Raw genomic sequence first — 16,342 nt, 5'->3', positions numbered from 1 at the left:
TCGGCCCGAACCGCCCGATTCACAGCTCTACTGACGAGCGCAATGCTCAAGGCTGCTGACCCGGATGGTCGGCGATACCTGTTCCTCGGGCTCGACCGGGCTTTGTCCACATGCTGTAGAAGGGAAGAATGGCTGTGGCTGCGAGTAGACGATCCGTGATGACGCTATTTTCCGATCCCACCTGTCCCTATTGCCACCGTGTTCGGATGGTGCTCGCCGAGAAGGGCATCGCGGTCGACGTGGTCGATGTCGATGCGAACGACCTGCCGGCCGAGGTGATGGACTTCAACCCTTACGGGACCGTCCCGACGCTTGTCGATCGGGATCTGCGGCTCTACGAGTCGCGCATCATCATGGAGTATCTCGACGAGCGCTTCCCTCACCCTCCGTTGTTGCCCGTCGACCCTGTTTCGCGTGCCAGCGCCCGGCTGTTCATGTATCGCATCGATCACGATTGGTACACCCTGATGAGGCGGATTCGCCTGGGAAGTCCGGAGGAGGCGGAGCAGGCACGCAAGGAATTGCGCGAGAGCTTGGTCGTGACCGCGCCGGTCTTCGGTGCCCATACCTTCTTCATGAACGACGAGTTCTCTCTAGTCGACTGCTGCATCGCGCCGCTCCTTTGGCGGCTGCCGGTTCTGGGTATCGAGCTGCCGCCCCAGGCCGAGGCGTTGCGGGTTTACATGCGACGCATCTTTGCCTGCGACGCCTTCCGCAAGAGCCTCACCGAGGCCGAGAAGGAGATGATCGCGGACCTGTCCTGATGGACGCCACGGTGCAGAGCGAGACCCACACCATGACATCGACGAAGCCTTATCTGATCCGGGCGATCTACGAGTGGATCCTGGACAACGATATGACGCCGCATTTGGTGGTGGATGTCCGTTATCCGGGCGTGCAGGCACCGAGGGAGTTCGTCGAAGACGAGCGTTTGGTGCTCAACCTGTCGCCGAGCGCGGTGCGCGCTCTGGTCCTGGGAAACGAGCAGATCGAGTTCAACGCGCGTTTCGGCGGTGTGGCTCGCGACGTTTACTTTCCCGTCGAAGCGGTGCTGGGGATCTTCACGCGCGAGAACGGTCAGGGGATGGTCTTCCCTGAGCTGGCTTATCCGCTTCCCGGCGAGCCCGAGCCGGAGTTGGACCCCGCCGCGCGGGTCGAGGAGAAGCGCGGCAAACCACGATCGCTCGGTCGGCCTCTCGGCATCCAGAGTCCCCCGGAACCCCGGGGGCCGCAAGGGCCAAAGGCGCCTTCAGGCAAGGGAAAAGGAAAGGGTGGCGGTCCGACGCTGAAGGTCGTCAAGTAAGCTTTCATCGCGACTTTGCCCTGCGACCGCCACAACCCGGTTCGCACATCCGTCGTCTTCGTGCCGCGGCTGTAACCGGCAGCCCCCCAACACTCTGAACCGCGTCCGCTGCGGCCTTTTCGGTGAACGCGACGCCCCGACTCACTGTGCGGGCGGTGTGTTGCTTTTCCGGCGCGGTTCACGCGTCCTGCGCCTGTGTGGGTAAACCGAAACTCAGATCCTCGAGCGTCATGCCCCGCATCACCAGATAACCGCTGCGGCGTCCGACGCCCTCTTCGCTGAAGTCGAAACGATAGACGCGGCGTAGCCTCAAACCTTCCGACCGCCAGGCCAGGCCGAGTCGTCGCAGGGCGACCGTTTGATCCAGAAACTGCAGCTCGCGTTGACGACAGGCGGTCTTGCAGATCTCGGTCGCGATCTCGCGCGCACGCATGGTGTCGAGCCAGAACCAGCCAAGCAAGAGCAGAAAAAAGACGGCGAGCAGATTGCTCATTCAAACAGCTCCTCAAGTGTAACGGGCGGCATGCGTGACGACGCGCTCGCGATGACCGGACAGCGCACGCGCCGCCTTATCCTCCGTGCCCGGCTTCCCGGCCCGGTCTGCGCATGCCTGAAAGGTGCGCGGTCGAGGCGGCAAGCGGTCCAAGCAGCTGCGTGCGCGCCGGCCGCTTGAGTATACTGTCTGCCCGTCGACAACAACGGAGCGACCGAGATGAAGAGGCGCATTTTATCGGCCGTCATGGTGTCATCTGCGGCCATGGTTCTGGTCGCCTGCGGGCAGGACCAAGCGCCGGTCGAAGAGGCCGCCGCGCCGCCCGCAGAGGAGTCGAGAATGCTCGAGCAAGCGCTCGAGGCGGCCAAGGATCCTGTCGGCGAGACGGCGAGCAAAACCAAGGATGCGGCCTCGGAGGCGGCGGTTTCGGCGATCAAGCGCGCCGAGTCGGTGCATGATCGCGCCGATAAGGAAGCCAAGGAGATGATCGATCAGGTCAAGGGCTTCATTGCGAAGGACAAGGAGGAGATGGCGCGTGAGCTGATGGATCGGCTGTCGGCCATGAAGGATTCACACTCCGCCGCATTGCGTGCCGAGATCGAGCGATTGGAGGCCATGTTCTCTCACGCCTAAGCCGCCGGTGCGTCCCACCCGTCCGGGCGGCGTACTCACGCGTGCTCGCCTTCGTCGCGAGAAAGCCGCCCCGATGTCGTTCCGGGGGCGGCTTGTTTCATTCACCATCACTCGAGACTCGGCGATCGCCGCACCCTCGTGTGGAGATATGTCGGTCCGGATCGCTCATGGCTTGGCTCTATCTCGTCGTTGCCGGTATCTTTGAATGGGGTTGGCCCGTCGGCTTGAAACTCGGGATGACGGATGACGGCCTGCGTTGGGGCTGGATCGGATTCGCCGTCTTTTGCATCGTGGCGAGCGGCGCCTGCTTGCTCGTCGCGCAGAAAAGCATTCCGATGGGAACCGCCTATGCCGTCTGGACGGGGATCGGTGCCGTCGGGGCCTTTGCCATCGGAATCGTCCTCTTCGCCGAGCCGGCCACCCTGCTGCGCTTTGTCTTCGTCGGAATGATCGTGCTCGGCATCGTCGGGTTGAAGCTGGTTTCCGGGCCTTAAACCGCGCTGAGCGTCCCATGCGATGTTGTTGGATGGGATCGGCCCCGGCAGACTTGCCGATCGTCGAAGTCTGCGCGGTTTAAGGTATTCCGCGGCTCCGTCGCCTCGCCGAGGGCACCTGCGGGCGCCATCAATCGGAAGGGCCGATCGGGCGGTTTCGAGGTGGCTCTCTGATCTCGGGCCCCAGCATGATCGCGATCGGACGGGTCTGGGGGTTGGCGTCCAGCGCGATCTTCAGCGACATGGTCAGGGGCACGGACAGAAACATGCCGACCGGTCCGAGAACCCATCCCCAGAACACCAACGAGACGAAGACCACTAAGGTGGAGAGGCCGAGCCCGTGTCCCATGATTTTCGGCTCCAGGATGCTCCCGACCAAGGTGTTCACCACCAAATAGCCCACCGCAACAAGCAGTGCACTCTGAAGGTCGATCTGAACGAGTGCGAGCAACATCGCCGGAATCGCGGCCAGGATGGAGCCGATCGTGGGGACGAAATTCAGCAGAAAGGCGGTCAAGGCCCAGAGGACCGCATAGTCCACCCCGAGGATCGTCAGCCACGCCCAGATCACGAGGCCGGTGCCCGCGCTGGTCAGGCTCTTGATGCCCATATAGCGGTTGATGCTGTCGAGGACGACATGCATCCGTTCGGTCGATGTCTCGGGCGAGGTGACTGCGGCCCGCAGCTTGGCCGGCAACCCGGCTGCTTCGAGCAGGATGAAGACCACGGTCAGCAGGATGAGAAAGGCATTGGCGAGCACGCCGCTGAGTCCCGACACCAGGTCTCCCGCCATCCCCAAGACGCGTGCGGGATCGACATAGGTTTGCAGGGCTTCCCGCGAGGTATGCAGGCCGACGCCGTCGAGCCATCGTGCAAGGTCGTCGACGAGCAGCTTGAGGCGATCCTGGTACTCCGGGAGGCTGGCCCTGAAACCGTCAAGCGACCCCGCGACCAGGATCGCGAGTACGCTGCCGAGACCGGCGATCGCCAGGACGACCAGCAGCATCGCGGCCCAGTTCGGCACCCCCCGACTGCGCAGCGCGCGCAGTGGCGGTGTTGCGATCACGGCGATAAAGACGGCGAGCAGAAAGGGCGTGACCAAGGACGACGCCGCCCGCATCCCGGCGACAACGACAATGAAGGCCGCTGCGGTGATCAGGACGCGGGTGGCGGGGCCGAAGAGAGGAACGGGGCCCATGCGCCGCGCTATCGGGCTACGCGGTGCGTTCCGGGGGCTGCAAACCGGGGTAGGCCCGAGTGCAGCCACCAGGTGTTGGTCGCCGCGTCCCACCGCCAGACCTGTCGGTCGGTGAGCTGTTTGACGACTTGGGCGTCCTCGAACAGGTAGTCGATGACGACCACCTGATTGGCGCTCCCGTCGGCCTGGATGACCGGCGGCTGGGTCACGTCGTAGCCTGTCACGCGCAGCTCCGCGAAGACCTCCGGGAGCTCCCCGGTCTTGCGTTGATCCGGATGCAGGAACCCGAGCACCGTCTCGTCGTAACCCCAGCGCAGTGCGGATTGATAGCCGTTGGTGGCGGCTTGGAGTGCGACGGCGCGACGGTCCTTCTCGACGACTGCGCAGCCGACGCCCGATAGGCCTGTCAGGAGCACTGCAAGCATGATCAGTGCGCTCGAGCGCCTCGTTTGCCCGGGCGCTTGCGGCCGGTGCCTTGAACCTTTCGGTTGAGCCATCGCGCCCCCGGGGATCGATCTTGCGTGGGTGTGCATCATCCGAGGATGATAAGCCAAGCCCCCGGGCGCGACCAACGCCGGGGCACACACCTGGATCTGCGGTATCATTCAGGACCGATTCGACTGCCCCTGATCGATCCTTAAAAGCAATGCCTGAATCCATCGAGCCGAAACGCGAGATCGCTGTTGCCGATGTGCGACTCACACTTCTCGGAACCGCCCACGTTTCGCGCGCCAGCGAGGAAGAGGTCCGCGCCCTGTTGCAGAGCGGGGATTACGACGCGGTGGCGGTGGAGCTGTGTCGCAGTCGTTTCAGCGCCTTGATGGATCCCAAGTCGCTGTCGGAGATGGACCTCTTTTCGGTCATCCGCCAGCGGCGCGTCTACATGGTGGTCGCGAATCTCGCCTTGTCGGCCTACCAGCAACGTTTGGCCGATCAGTTCGGGATCGAGCCCGGTGCGGAGCAGCGCGCCGCGGTCCGTGTCGCCAAAGAGATGGGTCTTCCGGTCCTGTTGATCGATCGGGAGATCGGCGTCACCCTGAAACGCATCTCGGCCAATCTCGGCTGGTGGAAGCGTTACACGCTGTTCACGGGGCTCTTGGCCGCGATGCTGACCTCGGAGAAGGTCAGCGAGGAGGAGATCGAGCGGCTCAAGGAGGGTGACGTCCTGGAGACGACATTTGCCGAGTTTGCCCACGATCGGCGGGATTTGTTCGTGCCCCTGATCGAGGAGCGCGACCGCTACATGGCTGCGAAGCTGCGCAGCGAGCCTGCGCGGGCCGGCGTGAAACGGGTCTTGGCCGTCGTGGGTGCCGGACACCTCAAGGGCATCGCCGAGGCGTTGGAGACGGACGCCACCGACCCCGCCGCGGTCACGCGAGCGCTCGAGGAGATCCCGCCGCCGAGCCGTTGGCCGCGCATCCTGTCGTGGGGCCTGGTCGCCCTGATCCTGGGTGGTTTCGCCTTCGGCTTTTCGCAGAGCACCAGCTTGGGGTGGGGGCTGGTCGCCGCCTGGGTCCTCATCAACGGGGGGCTTTCCGCCTTGGGCGCCTTGTTGGCCGGCGGACACCCCCTGACGGTGGTTGCGGCGTTTCTCGCCGCGCCGCTGACATCGCTGAATCCGACCATCGGTGCCGGTATGGTGACGGGTGCGGTCGAGCTTTCGATGCGCAAACCCCGAGTATCGGATTTCGGCCGGCTGCGTCTGGACGTCGTGACCTTGCGCGGCTGGTGGCACAACCGTGTCGCCCGGGTCTTTCTGGTGTTTCTCTTCAGTACCCTCGGCTCCGGGATCGGCACCTACGTCGCGGGCTTTCATATTGTGGATCAGTTGTTTCGTGTCGGAGTCCCCTGACGTCTTGCCGTTAGATCACAAAGGCGCGCCGGCCGGCATCGAGGCACTGTTCCGCTCGAGGCCGTCGAGATGGTCCCGGATCGTTTCGATCGCATCGTCGAGATGCTGAAACGCGTGATCTCCCCCTTCCCAGACCATGAGGCGGCCGCATCCGGTATAGATGCGCTCGGCGATACGGGCATCGATGACCTCGTCGCCGCGCTCCAGGAACAGGGTGCTCGGCGTGTCGTCGCAGGGATCCGCAATGCCGTAGGGTCGGGTGTTCTCGATCAGGTCCTCGGTGACCCGATAGTGCTCACCGTGGGCCGTGGTCATGATCTCGCCGATGTGTGCTCGGAACAGGCTCCAGGGTGTGAGTGCCGGATTGATCATGTACAGATGCGAGAATCGAAATCGGCGGGCCAGGTATTGGCTGTAGAAGCCGCCCATGGAACTCCCGACCACGGCGGGTGCGATGCCTTCGTGCTGCCCGAGAAGCCTGGCGAAGAAGTCCGATAACACGGCGACGGCATCCGCCGGGCGGTGCGCCGGGTAGTCGACGGCGACGACCGGATGCGGGGCCAAGCGCTCGCGAAGGCGATTGGCCTTGAAGGATCGGCTCGAGCTGTTGAGTCCGTGGATATATACGAGCATGTCGTCTGTGTCTTCGCGGCGCCGGGTGAACTGCCTCAAAGCGCTCGCTCATGCACCTCGAGGCGGTCTTCCCGGTATGATGCGGGCGGGAGGCGCTCGGTCTGGGCGTCGGTCGGGCTCGAAGGAGAACCGAAAAAATTCAGCCTAAACAGAGCGCAGCGATCGATAAATTCAAGCGTGCTTTTGGGCATCGGCACCCGTGCGCGTACGATGGAGCCGATCAGCTCGGTTCCGTCACGCAACAGTGCGACAGCGTCCATCGCCTCGCGCGTGGCCGTGGCGCTCGCGTCGCAGGGCAGCACCGGGGCCATTCGAGCGAGTCGATCCATCGCGACCGCGAAGGTCGGCCAGACATCGAAAATCGCCGGGTCGGTACGCAGGATCTCGCACTTGCGTTTGGCTGCGTCGGCCAAGGCGTCGATCTTCGGGTCGATGTCGGTCATCTGGCAACTGCACGCAAAGGTGTCCTTCAGTACCGTCGCGATGTGATCGATATCGCGCATGGTCATCGCGATCTTGAGGTAACGGCTGTCGTAGAAGTCCTCGATGGTCATCGAGAATGCCTTGAACGGCTCGCCCCAGAGCTCGTCGATCCCCTCGTCGCCGCTGCGATGCCGGACCATCTTTCCGAGCTCCAAGGCTTCGAGCAGGCAATCTCCGCAGTCGCGCATCAGGCTGCTGTCGGGGCCGATCTCGACCCCGGCGGATTGCAGGTCGACGAGGCAAGTGAAGATATCCGCGGCCCGGTTGAAGAGCGCGCCTGCCAGCATGGCCCCGTTGACCCGCTTGCGCTCCGGATCGGTTTCCGAGGTATAGGCCGCGCGCGCCTCCTCCAGCCGGGAGCCCGGGATGTTGATGCCGTGCTCGACGTGATTGAACAAACGTCGGGTGAGCGCTTGGATCAGGCGTCGTTTGGTCTCGAGCGTATCGCCGGGCGGCTTGTAGGACTTGATCCAGTAGCCGTCGTAAAAGACGCGCTCCTCGTCGAGGATGATGCGCCGCGCGCCGTTTTTGGGTTGTGTGGGCATGCCTGGGTCGAGGTCCTGGGCGGGAAAGTGGAGTGATACCGGTTTTCCGCCGGGTGCGCAATCTTGATCCTCGATGATCCGGCGTCTCCGGGACGCGATCGCGAACTCTGCCGTGCCGGTTCGGCAGCGAGCCTATGACCTCGGGCGCCACTGGACTATAGTGGCGTTCTCGGCTGCGCACGCAATGACCGTATCCATCCAGGTGTCGTCCGGTAGGTCGCCGTCGCGATGAGGGGTCCCGTGTGATTTCAAGAACAAGATCGAACCGTTTCACCGAGGTGATATGCGAGCGAAGGACAAGATTGCATCCATCATTACGACACTCTTCATCTGGGGTCTCGCGGGGGCGCTGTTCGGCGCCTTGTTCGGCGGTCTCTACCAGGTCCTCGCTGTTCTGGGGCTGACAGGCTGGCAGCCTTTGGTGATCGCGGCGGCGGCAGCGGCGATGACGACATCGGCCTTCTACAGCGCAATGCCGGTCGCGCTGATGGGTGCCATGGCCGGCGTTCTGGCGTCCATCGGTTATTTAATCGTCAGCGGCCAGACCGTGGAGCTGCGATGGATCGCCGGGACGGCGGGTGCGGGCGGGGTCATCGCCGGCATTTTCTACGCCTGGATGATCACCGGCGGAGGGCGGCCGCTTGCCGAGACGCTAACGGGCCTGATTGCCGGCGTCTTGGCTGGCGGCATCATGGCGCTCATGTTTGATTCGCTCGGCAGCCGGTTCAGCATGTTCGTGCTCTCGGCGGGGGTGGTGGCATTGGTCGGGACCTTCTTCCAGGTCTCGGAACGCTGGTTGGTCGCGTACAGCGCACGCTGGTTTCCGGCGGTCTTGTCGGCCCCCGTGGTCGCTGGACTGATCGCCGCCGTGGTCGGGGCCAGCGTGTGGATCGTCGGCGGCACGACCTCGACCCTGTTGAGCAGCAACGCGCAGGATTCCGCGAATCAGATCCTGAGCGTTGTTCCGTCCGGATTCCTCGGCGGAATGCTCGGCGGCGCCGTGACGGGCGTGCTGTTGCAGATCCTCGGCTTTCGTCCGGAGCAGCCGCACTGAGCGGCGTTGCGGTTTCGATTCGGCCGATCGCAAAAGGGGCTAAAGCCACACATTTTTTGTGATGGTGGGTCCGCAGCCTGTGTGGTTTCGACATTCCCTCAATCATGCTGGAGGAGACCAGATGTTCGCCGTTCTTATTGCACTCGCCATCGGAATCGTCATCGGCTGGAATTGGCCGCAGCCGCCTTGGGCCAAGGATATGCAGGAGCGTGTCGTCGAGACATTCCAGTCCTTCACCAATAAGGGTCCCAAGTAACCTGCCGAGCCGGATCGGCACCGATCTCGACCCGGGGCAACAGCGCACGCGGCGTCGATGCCGTGGGCCTGTCGCTCGCCGGTGCCGTCGGCGTCAGACGGAGTCAAGAATCAACACAAGGGCGATCGCCCACAGCGCCCGGTTCAACCAGCGCCGATAGGTCACTTGATCGAGCCGGCGGCGCACCCGAATACCGATCCACAACACGACCAGTACGGCGGGCAGTGCGAGGAGCGCGAGCTGGATGATGGTCGGATCCAATGCGTCCTGGAGCGCGAATCCCGTCAGTTGACCGCTCTTGCTTGTGATGAAGCTCAGGTTGAAGGTTGCGACCATCAGACCCGGATGCATCCGGGTGTAGAGCGCGAAGGCGACCACGATGGGCGAGAAGACGTTCACCAGCCCGGCCAAGAGGCCCATCCCCAATCCCAGCAATGCCAGCCCCCAGTGCGGGATCCGATGCTCCGCTCCAGCGGCGCGCTTGCGTTGCAGGATCAGGAAGATGATCAACACCAGGGCCAACAGGAGCCTAAAAGGCTCCGGGTCGACGCTCAGCAGGACCCGCGTGCCGATCAGGCTGCCGATCATCGTAAAGACCGGGATGGGCCAGAATCGGCGCAGTGCTTCGAGCCAGCGTCGCTCGGTGGCGATACTGACCAGATTGATGGCGATGGTCGGGATGAGCGTCAGGAGCACGGCCGCGCGCATGTCCATGACGAGCACGAGCAGCGGCGTAGCGACCAGCGGGAATCCGAACCCGAAGGCGCCGTGCACGAAGGCGGCGATCAGGAGGACCCCGATCGCGGCCAGATCGATCAGTGCGAATGTGTCCAAGATGCCGATCGTCTCCTGCGGTAGCCGCCTCTGCGTGCAGCTGAAATCAGGTCGCGTGGTTTCCCCGGGCAAAAAAGCCCGGCGGGTGCCGGGCGAATCGTCTCATGAGAGACGAGGAGGACATCGGTGTCGATCCTCCGGCTCGCAGGAGGCGGAGGATCGCGAACGGACCGGGACGCTTGACGAAGCGGTCAACTGTCGGATCCCGGTTAAAAGGCATCCCCGGGCACCCGCACCCAGCCTTCCATCAGCACCCGGGCGCTGCGGCTCATGATGGCTTTGGTCACGGTCCAGTCGCCATTGACCTGACGGGCCTCGGCGCCGACGCGCAGTGTGCCCGAGGGATGACCGAAACACACTGAGGTGCGCTCTCCTCCCCCGGCAGCCAGATTGACCAGTGTGCCGGGGATGGCCGCAGCCGTGCCGATCGCCACCGCGGCCGTGCCCATCATGGCGTGGTGCAGCTTGCCCATGGAGAGTGCGCGCACGCACAGATCGATGTCTCCTGCGGCGACCGGCTTTCCGCTGGAGGAGACGTAATCCGCAGGCGGGGCGACGAAGGCGACCTTGGGCGTGTGCTGGCGGCTTGCCGCCTCGGCGACATCCTTGATGAGGCCCATCCGCAGCGCGCCATAGGCACGGATGGTTTCGAACAAGCTTAAGGCGTCGGCATTGCCGTTGATGGCATCCTGCAACTCGGTGCCGGTGTAGCCGATCGCCGTCGCGTTCACGAAAACGGTCGGGATACCGGCATTGATCATGGTGGCCTCGAGCGTACCGACCCCCGGCACCTCGAGGTGATCGACCAGGTTGCCGGTCGGGAACATGGATCCGCCGCCCTCGCCGTCGCCCTCGTCGGCCGGATCCAGGAACTCCAACTGCACCTCGGCGGCCGGGAAGGTCACGCCGTCGAGTTCGAAATCACCCGTCTCCTGCACGGCGCCGTCGGTCATGGGCACATGCGCGATGATGGTCTTGCCGATGTTGGCCTGCCAGACGCGCACCCTCGCCATGCCGTCCTTCGGCAGCCGATCGGCATCGATCAGGTCGGCGCTGATGGCGAAGGAGCCGACCGCGGCGGAGAGATTGCCGCAGTTGCCGCTCCAGTCGACGAAGGCCGTGTCGATGGACACCTGGCCGAACAGATAATCGACGTCGTGGCCCGGCCGGCTGCTCTTGGACAGGATGACCGTCTTGCTGGTGCTGGAGGTCGCCCCGCCCATGCCGTCGATCTGCTTGCCGTAGGGGTCCGGGCTGCCGATGACCCGCAGCAGCAGGGCATCGCGCGCCGCGCCCGGCACCTGGGCGGCCTCGGGCAGGTCTTGCAGTCGGAAGAAGACGCCCTTGCTGGTGCCGCCACGCATGTAGGTGGCGGGGATGCGGATCTGGGGTAGGTAGGACATTCAATTGATCTCTGAAATTGATCGATTCACTCCCCTCTCCCCTCGCGTGAGAGGGGTCGGGGGAGAGGGGCTTTTTTCAGGCCGCCTTGCAGGATTCCAGGAAGTCTTGAGCGAAGCGCTGCAGGACGCCGCCGGCCTCGTAGATCGCCAGCTCTTCGGCGGTATCGATGCGACAGGTGACCGGCACCTCCACGCGCTCGCCGTTCTTGCGCGTGATCATCAGGGTCAGGGTGGCGCGCGGCGTGCGCTCGCCGAGCACGTCGTAGGTCTCGCTGCCGTCGATGCCGAGCGTCTTGCGGTCGACGCCGGGCTTGAACTCCAGCGGCAGCACGCCCATGCCGACCAGGTTGGTGCGGTGGATGCGCTCGAAGCCCTCGGCGACGATCACCTCCACCCCGGCCAGACGGACACCCTTGGCGGCCCAGTCGCGCGACGAGCCCTGGCCGTAGTCGGCACCGGCGATGATGATCAGCGGCTGCTTGCGGCCCATGTAGGTCTCGATCGCTTCCCACATGCGCATGACCTTCCCGTCCGGCTCGACGCGGGTCAGCGAGCCCTTCTTGACCTGGCCGTCGACGATGGCCATCTCGTTGACCAGTTGCGGGTTGGCGAAGGTGGCGCGCTGGGCGGTGAGGTGGTCGCCGCGGTGGGTGGCGTAGGAGTTAAAGTCCTCCTCCGGCAGGCCCATCTTGGCGAGATATTCGCCGGCCGCGCTGTCGGCCAGGATGGCGTTCGACGGGGACAGATGGTCTGTGGTGATGTTGTCCGGCAGGACCGCCAGCGGGCGCATGCCCTTCAGTGTCCGCTCACCGGCCAGCGCGCCCTCCCAGTAGGGCGGGCGGCGGATGTAGGTACTCTGCGGGCGCCAGTCGTAGAGCGGACTCTTGGCCTCCTGCACGATGCCCAGATCGAACATCGGTAGATAGACCTGCTTGAACTGCTCCGGCTTCACGCAGGTCGAGACGATGGCGTCGATCTCCTCGTCGCTCGGCCATAGGTCCTTCAGGGTGATGGGGTTGCCCTGCGGGTCATGGCCCAGCGCATCCTGCTCGATGTCGAACCGCACCGTACCGGCGATGGCGTAGGCCACCACCAGCGGCGGCGAGGCCAGGAAGGCCTGCTTGGCATAGGGGTGGATGCGGCCGTCGAAGTTGCGGTTGCCCGAGAGCACGGCGGTGGCGAAGAGGTCGCGGTCGATGATCTCCTGCTGGATCTTCGGATCCAGTGCGCCGGACATGCCGTTGCAGGTGGTGCAGGCGTAGCCGACGATGCCGAAGCCGAGCCGTTCCATCTCGGCCAGCAGGCCAGCCTCTTCCAGATACAACTTGGCGACCTTGGAGCCGGGTGCGAAGGAGGTCTTCACCCAGGGCTTGCGCGTCAGACCCAGTGCGTTGGCCTTCTTGGCCACCAGACCGGCGGCGACCACGTTGCGCGGGTTGCTGGTATTGGTGCAGCTGGTGATGGCGGCGATGATCACCGCGCCGTCAGGCATCAGACCTTCCTTCTCTTCGGCCAGCGCCTTGTCCAGATCCACCGCGATGCCGCGCTCGTGCAGTGCGCGGGTCGGCAGCCGACGATGCGGGTTGGACGGGCCGGCCATGTTGCGCTCGACGCTGGACAGATCGAACTCCAGCACGCGCTCGTATTCGGCGCCGACCAGCGCATCGGCCCAGAGGCCGGTGGTTTTGGCATAGGTCTCGACCAGTGCGACCTGCTCGGGCTCGCGGCCGGTCAGCGTCAGATAGTCGATGGTCTGACGGTCGATGTAGAACATGGACGCGGTCGCGCCATACTCCGGACACATGTTGGAGATGGTGGCGCGGTCGCCGATCGTGAGGCTGGCGGCACCCTCGCCGAAGAACTCGACATAGGCACCCACCACGCGCTCCTTGCGCAGGAACTCGGTCAGGGCCAGCACGATGTCGGTGGCGGTGATGCCCGGCGGACGCTTGCCGGTCAGGCGCACGCCGATGATGTCGGGCAGGCGCATCATGGAGGCGCGGCCCAGCATCACGGTCTCGGCCTCCAGGCCCCCGACACCGACGGCGATCACGCCGAGCGCATCGACGTGCGGGGTATGGCTGTCGGTCCCCACGCAGGTATCCGGGAAGGCGACGCCGTCGCGGGCCTGGATCACCGGAGACATCTTCTCCAGGTTGATCTGGTGCATGATGCCGTTGCCGGCCGGGATCACGTCGACATTCTTGAACGCGGTCTTGGTCCACTCGATGAAGTGGAAGCGGTCTTCGTTGCGCCGGTCTTCGATGGCGCGGTTCTTCGCGAAGGCATCCGCGTCGAATCCGCCGTACTCCACGGCCAGCGAGTGATCGACGATCAGCTGGGTCGGCACCACCGGGTTCACCTGTGCCGGGTCGCCGCCCTTCTCGGCGATGGCGTCGCGCAGCCCCGCCAGATCGACCAGGGCGGTCTGGCCGAGGATGTCGTGGCAGACCACACGGGCCGGGTACCAGGGGAAGTCCAGATCTTGACGGCGCGCGATGAGCTGCCCGAGTGCATCGGCGAGATTGGCCGGATCGCAGCGGCGCACCAGGTTCTCGGCGAGCACGCGCGAGGTGTACGGCAGCCTGGCGTAGGCGCCGGGCTGAATGGCATCGACGGCGGCCCGGGCGTCGAAATAGTCCAGAGCGGTTCCGGGCAGGGGCTTGCGATAGGCGCTGTTCATGATCGGTCCACTGTTTTGTGAAAGAAAATGTCGTCGGAAACGCCCAGTAGCGCGTGTGGCGATGTCATGGTGCGACGAAGAAGGCGCGAAGCCCGCAAGCCTGCGAGCCTCGGCGTTCCGATCTGGACCTTTAACCTTTAACCTTTGACCTTTGACCTTTGACCTTTGACCCGACGTCCGGCCGCTCACCGCTTCTCGATCGGTACCCAGCTCAGATTCTCCGGACCGACATAGTTGGCGCTCGGGCGAATAATCTTGGCGTCGATGCGCTGCTCGATGACGTGTGCCACCCAGCCGGTGGTCCGCGAGATGACGAAGATCGGCGTAAACAAAGGGGTCGGAACGCCCATCTGCGCGTAGGACACCGCCGAGAACCAGTCGAGGTTCGGGAACATCTTTTTGATGTCCCACATGACGGTTTCGAGGCGGTCTGCGATCTCGAACATGCGCATGTCTTCGTTGGATTGGGACAGACGACGAGCGACCGTCTTGATGACCTCGTTGCGCGGGTCGCCGGTGGTGTAGACCGGGTGACCGAAGCCGATGATGATCTCCTTGCGCCCGACCCGCTCGCGGATGTCCGCCTCGGCCTCGTCGGCGCTGAAATAGCGGCTCTGGATCTCGCAGGCGGCCTCGTTCGCGCCGCCGTGCTTGGGGCCGCGCAGTGCGCCGATCGCGCCCGTGACGGCCGAGTAGATGTCCGAGTTGGTGCCGGCGACCACGCGTGCGGCGAAGGTCGAGGCATTGAACTCATGCTCGGCGTAGAGGATCAGCGAGGTGTGCATGGCGCGCACCCACTCGGCCGAGGGCGTCTTGCCGCGCAGCAGGTGCAGGAAGTGTCCGCCGACCGACTCGTCGTCCGTTTCGACCTCGATGCGCCGGCCGTTGTGCGCGAAGTGATACCAATAGAGCAGCATGGAGCCGAAGCTGGCGACCAGGCGATCGCCGATGTCGCGGGCGGCGGCGACCGGCATGCTGTCCTTCTCGGGCTCCAGCGTGCCGAGCAGGGAGGCACCGGTGCGCATCACGTCCATCGGATGTGCCGAGGGCGGGATCTGCTCCAGGGCGGTCTTGAGTGCGGCGGGCAGACCGCGCAGCGAGCGCAGCTTGCGCTTGTAGGAGGCCAGCTCCGCGGATGTCGGCAGATGCCCGTGGATCAGCAGATAAGCGATCTCTTCGAACTCGGCTTGGTCGGCGAAATCGAGGATGTCGTAGCCGCGATAATGCAGATCGTTGCCGGTGCGCCCGACGGTGCAGACGGCGGTGTTGCCCGCGGCGGTACCGGACAGGGCAACCGACTTCTTCGGTTTCGGCAGTTGGCTCTCTTGGTTTTCGGCCATCGTATTCTCCTCGATCGATGTGATGCGGTTGTCGTCGTTTGGCCTTTAGCCTTTTCCCTTTGACCTTCCCTGTCTGTTCGCTCAACGCAAACAGCTACCCCCCGGCATGCCTCAATCTTTGCCTTGCGTAAACAGCTCGTCGAGCTTCTGCTCGAAGCCGTGGTAGTTCAGGAAATCGTAGAGATCCATGCGGGTCTGCATGGTATCGACCACGGCGGCCTGGGTGCCGTCGCGGCGGATCGCCTCGTAGACCTTGAGGGCGGCCAGGTTCATGGCGCGGAAGGCCGACAGCGGGTAAAGCACCAGCGAGACGCCTGCCTTGCCCAGCTCGGTCGTCGTGAAGAGCGGTGTGGAGCCGAACTCGGTGATGTTGGCCAGGACCGGGACCTTCACCGCAGCGATGAACTGCTCGTACTGGGCCAACTCGGTCATGGCTTCGGGAAAGATCATGTCGGCGCCGGCCTCCACGCAAGCGACCGCGCGCTCGATGGCCGAGTCGATCCCCTCGACGGCCAAGGCGTCGGTGCGGGCCATGATGACGAAATCGTCGGTGCGCGCATCGACGGCGGCCTTGATCCGATCGACCATCTCCTCCTTGGAGACGATCGCCTTGCCGGGGCGATGACCGCAGCGCTTGGCCGCGACCTGGTCCTCGATATGGCATCCGGCCGCGCCGGCTCGATTCATCAGTCGGACGGTGCGGGCGATGTTGAAGGCGCCGCCCCAGCCGGTGTCGGCGTCGACCAGGAGGGGCAGTGCGGTGGCATCGGTGATCCGGCGTACGTCCTCCAGCACGTTGTCCAGGCTGGTCATCCCCAGATCGGGGATCCCGAAGGAGCAGGCCGCGACACCGCCGCCCGAGAGATAGAGCGCCCGATAGCCGGTGCGCTCGGCCATCATGGCGTGATAGGCGTTGACGGCGCCGACCACCTGCAGAGGATGCTCCTCTTTGACGGCAAGCCGAAGACGGGCGCCGGGTGTCAGTGTTTCGGTCATGCGTGTCATCTCCTTCTAAACCGCGCCTGGCGCGGTATACGGTGTTTTTGGATGGGATCGGCCCCGGCAGACTTGACGACCGCTGGAGCAGGCGCGGTTTAGGTGATTAAAAAATATATGGTGATTAGCGTCGTGCCTCAGC

Annotated in this window: 17 protein-coding genes; 7 read left to right on the top strand and 10 right to left on the bottom strand. The window is 64.4% G+C overall.

Going from position 1 to position 16,342, the window contains the following annotated elements; genetic code table 11:
• Positions 1-128: 128 nt before the first annotated feature.
• Both sspA and B4N44_RS17820 read left to right on the top strand, forming a co-directional pair.
• Positions 129-764 carry a stringent starvation protein SspA gene (sspA, locus tag B4N44_RS17825; RefSeq protein WP_296703798.1) on the top strand — a complete coding sequence of 212 codons (636 nt, stop codon included), beginning with the start codon at positions 129-131 and terminating at the stop codon, positions 762-764.
• A 32-nt stretch (positions 765-796) separates the two neighbouring features.
• Positions 797-1,303, top strand: coding sequence for a ClpXP protease specificity-enhancing factor (locus B4N44_RS17820; RefSeq protein WP_296703795.1), 507 nt, complete (start codon positions 797-799; stop codon positions 1,301-1,303).
• Positions 1,304-1,481: 178 nt separating this feature from the next.
• On the opposite strand, the gene B4N44_RS17815 is transcribed toward B4N44_RS17820, so the two are convergent.
• The gene (locus B4N44_RS17815; RefSeq protein WP_296703793.1) at positions 1,482-1,796 is read right to left on the bottom strand and encodes a DUF3301 domain-containing protein; all 315 of its coding nucleotides are present in this window, start codon (positions 1,794-1,796) and stop codon (positions 1,482-1,484) included.
• A 219-nt stretch (positions 1,797-2,015) separates the two neighbouring features.
• Between B4N44_RS17815 and B4N44_RS17810 the strand changes: the two genes are divergently transcribed.
• Together B4N44_RS17810 and B4N44_RS17805 are read left to right on the top strand one after the other, a co-directional pair.
• Positions 2,016-2,429, top strand: coding sequence for a hypothetical protein (locus B4N44_RS17810; RefSeq protein ID WP_296703790.1), 414 nt, complete (start codon positions 2,016-2,018; stop codon positions 2,427-2,429).
• Between the two features lie 167 nt (positions 2,430-2,596).
• The gene (locus B4N44_RS17805) at positions 2,597-2,923 is read left to right on the top strand and encodes a DMT family transporter (protein ID WP_296703787.1); all 327 of its coding nucleotides are present in this window, start codon (positions 2,597-2,599) and stop codon (positions 2,921-2,923) included.
• Positions 2,924-3,053: 130 nt separating this feature from the next.
• On the opposite strand, the gene B4N44_RS17800 is transcribed toward B4N44_RS17805, so the two are convergent.
• The gene (locus B4N44_RS17800; protein ID WP_296703784.1) at positions 3,054-4,121 is read right to left on the bottom strand and encodes an AI-2E family transporter; all 1,068 of its coding nucleotides are present in this window, start codon (positions 4,119-4,121) and stop codon (positions 3,054-3,056) included.
• 8 nt (positions 4,122-4,129) lie between these two features.
• Positions 4,130-4,546: a hypothetical protein gene (locus tag B4N44_RS17795; RefSeq protein WP_296703782.1), complete on the bottom strand. Its 417-nt coding sequence runs from the start codon at positions 4,544-4,546 to the stop codon at positions 4,130-4,132.
• A 221-nt stretch (positions 4,547-4,767) separates the two neighbouring features.
• Between B4N44_RS17795 and B4N44_RS17790 the strand changes: the two genes are divergently transcribed.
• Complete coding sequence (locus B4N44_RS17790; protein WP_296703780.1) at positions 4,768-5,973, top strand: TraB/GumN family protein; 1,206 nt, start codon at positions 4,768-4,770, stop codon at positions 5,971-5,973.
• A 15-nt stretch (positions 5,974-5,988) separates the two neighbouring features.
• Here the strand turns inward: B4N44_RS17790 and B4N44_RS17785 are convergent, their stop codons facing one another.
• Both B4N44_RS17785 and B4N44_RS17780 read right to left on the bottom strand, forming a co-directional pair.
• Entirely contained in the window at positions 5,989-6,606 is a 618-nt protein-coding gene (locus B4N44_RS17785; RefSeq protein WP_296703778.1) for a YqiA/YcfP family alpha/beta fold hydrolase, read from the bottom strand.
• Between the two features lie 35 nt (positions 6,607-6,641).
• Positions 6,642-7,634, bottom strand: a complete 993-nt coding sequence (locus B4N44_RS17780) for a hypothetical protein (RefSeq protein ID WP_296703775.1) — start codon at positions 7,632-7,634, stop codon at positions 6,642-6,644.
• A gap of 283 nt (positions 7,635-7,917) precedes the next feature.
• Between B4N44_RS17780 and B4N44_RS17775 the strand changes: the two genes are divergently transcribed.
• Together B4N44_RS17775 and B4N44_RS17770 are read left to right on the top strand one after the other, a co-directional pair.
• A complete protein-coding gene (locus B4N44_RS17775) occupies positions 7,918-8,688 on the top strand; it encodes a spermidine synthase (RefSeq protein WP_296703772.1) in 771 nt (256 codons plus the stop codon).
• Between the two features lie 121 nt (positions 8,689-8,809).
• Complete coding sequence (locus tag B4N44_RS17770; RefSeq protein ID WP_296703769.1) at positions 8,810-8,944, top strand: hypothetical protein; 135 nt, start codon at positions 8,810-8,812, stop codon at positions 8,942-8,944.
• Positions 8,945-9,037: 93 nt separating this feature from the next.
• Here B4N44_RS17770 and B4N44_RS17765 read toward each other — a convergent pair whose 3' ends face one another.
• The 5 genes from B4N44_RS17765 to prpB form a co-directional block, all read right to left on the bottom strand.
• Positions 9,038-9,778: a sulfite exporter TauE/SafE family protein gene (locus B4N44_RS17765; RefSeq protein ID WP_296703766.1), complete on the bottom strand. Its 741-nt coding sequence runs from the start codon at positions 9,776-9,778 to the stop codon at positions 9,038-9,040.
• A 209-nt stretch (positions 9,779-9,987) separates the two neighbouring features.
• Positions 9,988-11,181: a 2-methylaconitate cis-trans isomerase PrpF gene (gene prpF / locus B4N44_RS17760; protein ID WP_296703764.1), complete on the bottom strand. Its 1,194-nt coding sequence runs from the start codon at positions 11,179-11,181 to the stop codon at positions 9,988-9,990.
• Positions 11,182-11,257: 76 nt separating this feature from the next.
• Positions 11,258-13,864, bottom strand: a complete 2,607-nt coding sequence (gene acnD, locus B4N44_RS17755) for a Fe/S-dependent 2-methylisocitrate dehydratase AcnD (protein ID WP_296703762.1) — start codon at positions 13,862-13,864, stop codon at positions 11,258-11,260.
• Between the two features lie 185 nt (positions 13,865-14,049).
• Positions 14,050-15,204: a bifunctional 2-methylcitrate synthase/citrate synthase gene (prpC, locus tag B4N44_RS17750; protein ID WP_296703758.1), complete on the bottom strand. Its 1,155-nt coding sequence runs from the start codon at positions 15,202-15,204 to the stop codon at positions 14,050-14,052.
• A gap of 111 nt (positions 15,205-15,315) precedes the next feature.
• Positions 15,316-16,200, bottom strand: a complete 885-nt coding sequence (prpB, locus tag B4N44_RS17745) for a methylisocitrate lyase (RefSeq protein ID WP_296703755.1) — start codon at positions 16,198-16,200, stop codon at positions 15,316-15,318.
• Positions 16,201-16,342 lie beyond the last annotated feature (142 nt).

The sequence above is a fragment of the Thiocapsa sp. UBA6158 genome (assembly GCF_002423035.1).
Taxonomy (GTDB): domain Bacteria; phylum Pseudomonadota; class Gammaproteobacteria; order Chromatiales; family Chromatiaceae; genus Thiocapsa.
Note: the sequence above shows the minus strand (reverse complement) of the source record. Positions and strands in the feature narration are given on the sequence as shown.

Excerpts from the sequence above, each read along its gene's own strand:
- B4N44_RS17790 (WP_296703780.1), top strand. The coding sequence starts at position 4,768 with ATGCCTGAATCCATCGAGCCGAAACGCGAGATCGCTGTTGCCGATGTG.
- acnD (WP_296703762.1), bottom strand. The coding sequence starts at position 13,864 with ATGAACAGCGCCTATCGCAAGCCCCTGCCCGGAACCGCTCTGGACTAT.
- B4N44_RS17810 (WP_296703790.1), top strand. The coding sequence starts at position 2,016 with ATGAAGAGGCGCATTTTATCGGCCGTCATGGTGTCATCTGCGGCCATG.
- B4N44_RS17780 (WP_296703775.1), bottom strand. The coding sequence starts at position 7,634 with ATGCCCACACAACCCAAAAACGGCGCGCGGCGCATCATCCTCGACGAG.
- B4N44_RS17800 (WP_296703784.1), bottom strand. The coding sequence starts at position 4,121 with ATGGGCCCCGTTCCTCTCTTCGGCCCCGCCACCCGCGTCCTGATCACC.
- prpC (WP_296703758.1), bottom strand. The coding sequence starts at position 15,204 with ATGGCCGAAAACCAAGAGAGCCAACTGCCGAAACCGAAGAAGTCGGTT.
- B4N44_RS17785 (WP_296703778.1), bottom strand. The coding sequence starts at position 6,606 with ATGCTCGTATATATCCACGGACTCAACAGCTCGAGCCGATCCTTCAAG.
- B4N44_RS17805 (WP_296703787.1), top strand. The coding sequence starts at position 2,597 with ATGGCTTGGCTCTATCTCGTCGTTGCCGGTATCTTTGAATGGGGTTGG.
- B4N44_RS17775 (WP_296703772.1), top strand. The coding sequence starts at position 7,918 with ATGCGAGCGAAGGACAAGATTGCATCCATCATTACGACACTCTTCATC.
- prpB (WP_296703755.1), bottom strand. The coding sequence starts at position 16,200 with ATGACCGAAACACTGACACCCGGCGCCCGTCTTCGGCTTGCCGTCAAA.
- prpF (WP_296703764.1), bottom strand. The coding sequence starts at position 11,181 with ATGTCCTACCTACCCCAGATCCGCATCCCCGCCACCTACATGCGTGGC.
- B4N44_RS17795 (WP_296703782.1), bottom strand. The coding sequence starts at position 4,546 with ATGCTTGCAGTGCTCCTGACAGGCCTATCGGGCGTCGGCTGCGCAGTC.
- B4N44_RS17815 (WP_296703793.1), bottom strand. The coding sequence starts at position 1,796 with ATGAGCAATCTGCTCGCCGTCTTTTTTCTGCTCTTGCTTGGCTGGTTC.
- B4N44_RS17770 (WP_296703769.1), top strand. The coding sequence starts at position 8,810 with ATGTTCGCCGTTCTTATTGCACTCGCCATCGGAATCGTCATCGGCTGG.
- sspA (WP_296703798.1), top strand. The coding sequence starts at position 129 with ATGGCTGTGGCTGCGAGTAGACGATCCGTGATGACGCTATTTTCCGAT.
- B4N44_RS17820 (WP_296703795.1), top strand. The coding sequence starts at position 797 with ATGACATCGACGAAGCCTTATCTGATCCGGGCGATCTACGAGTGGATC.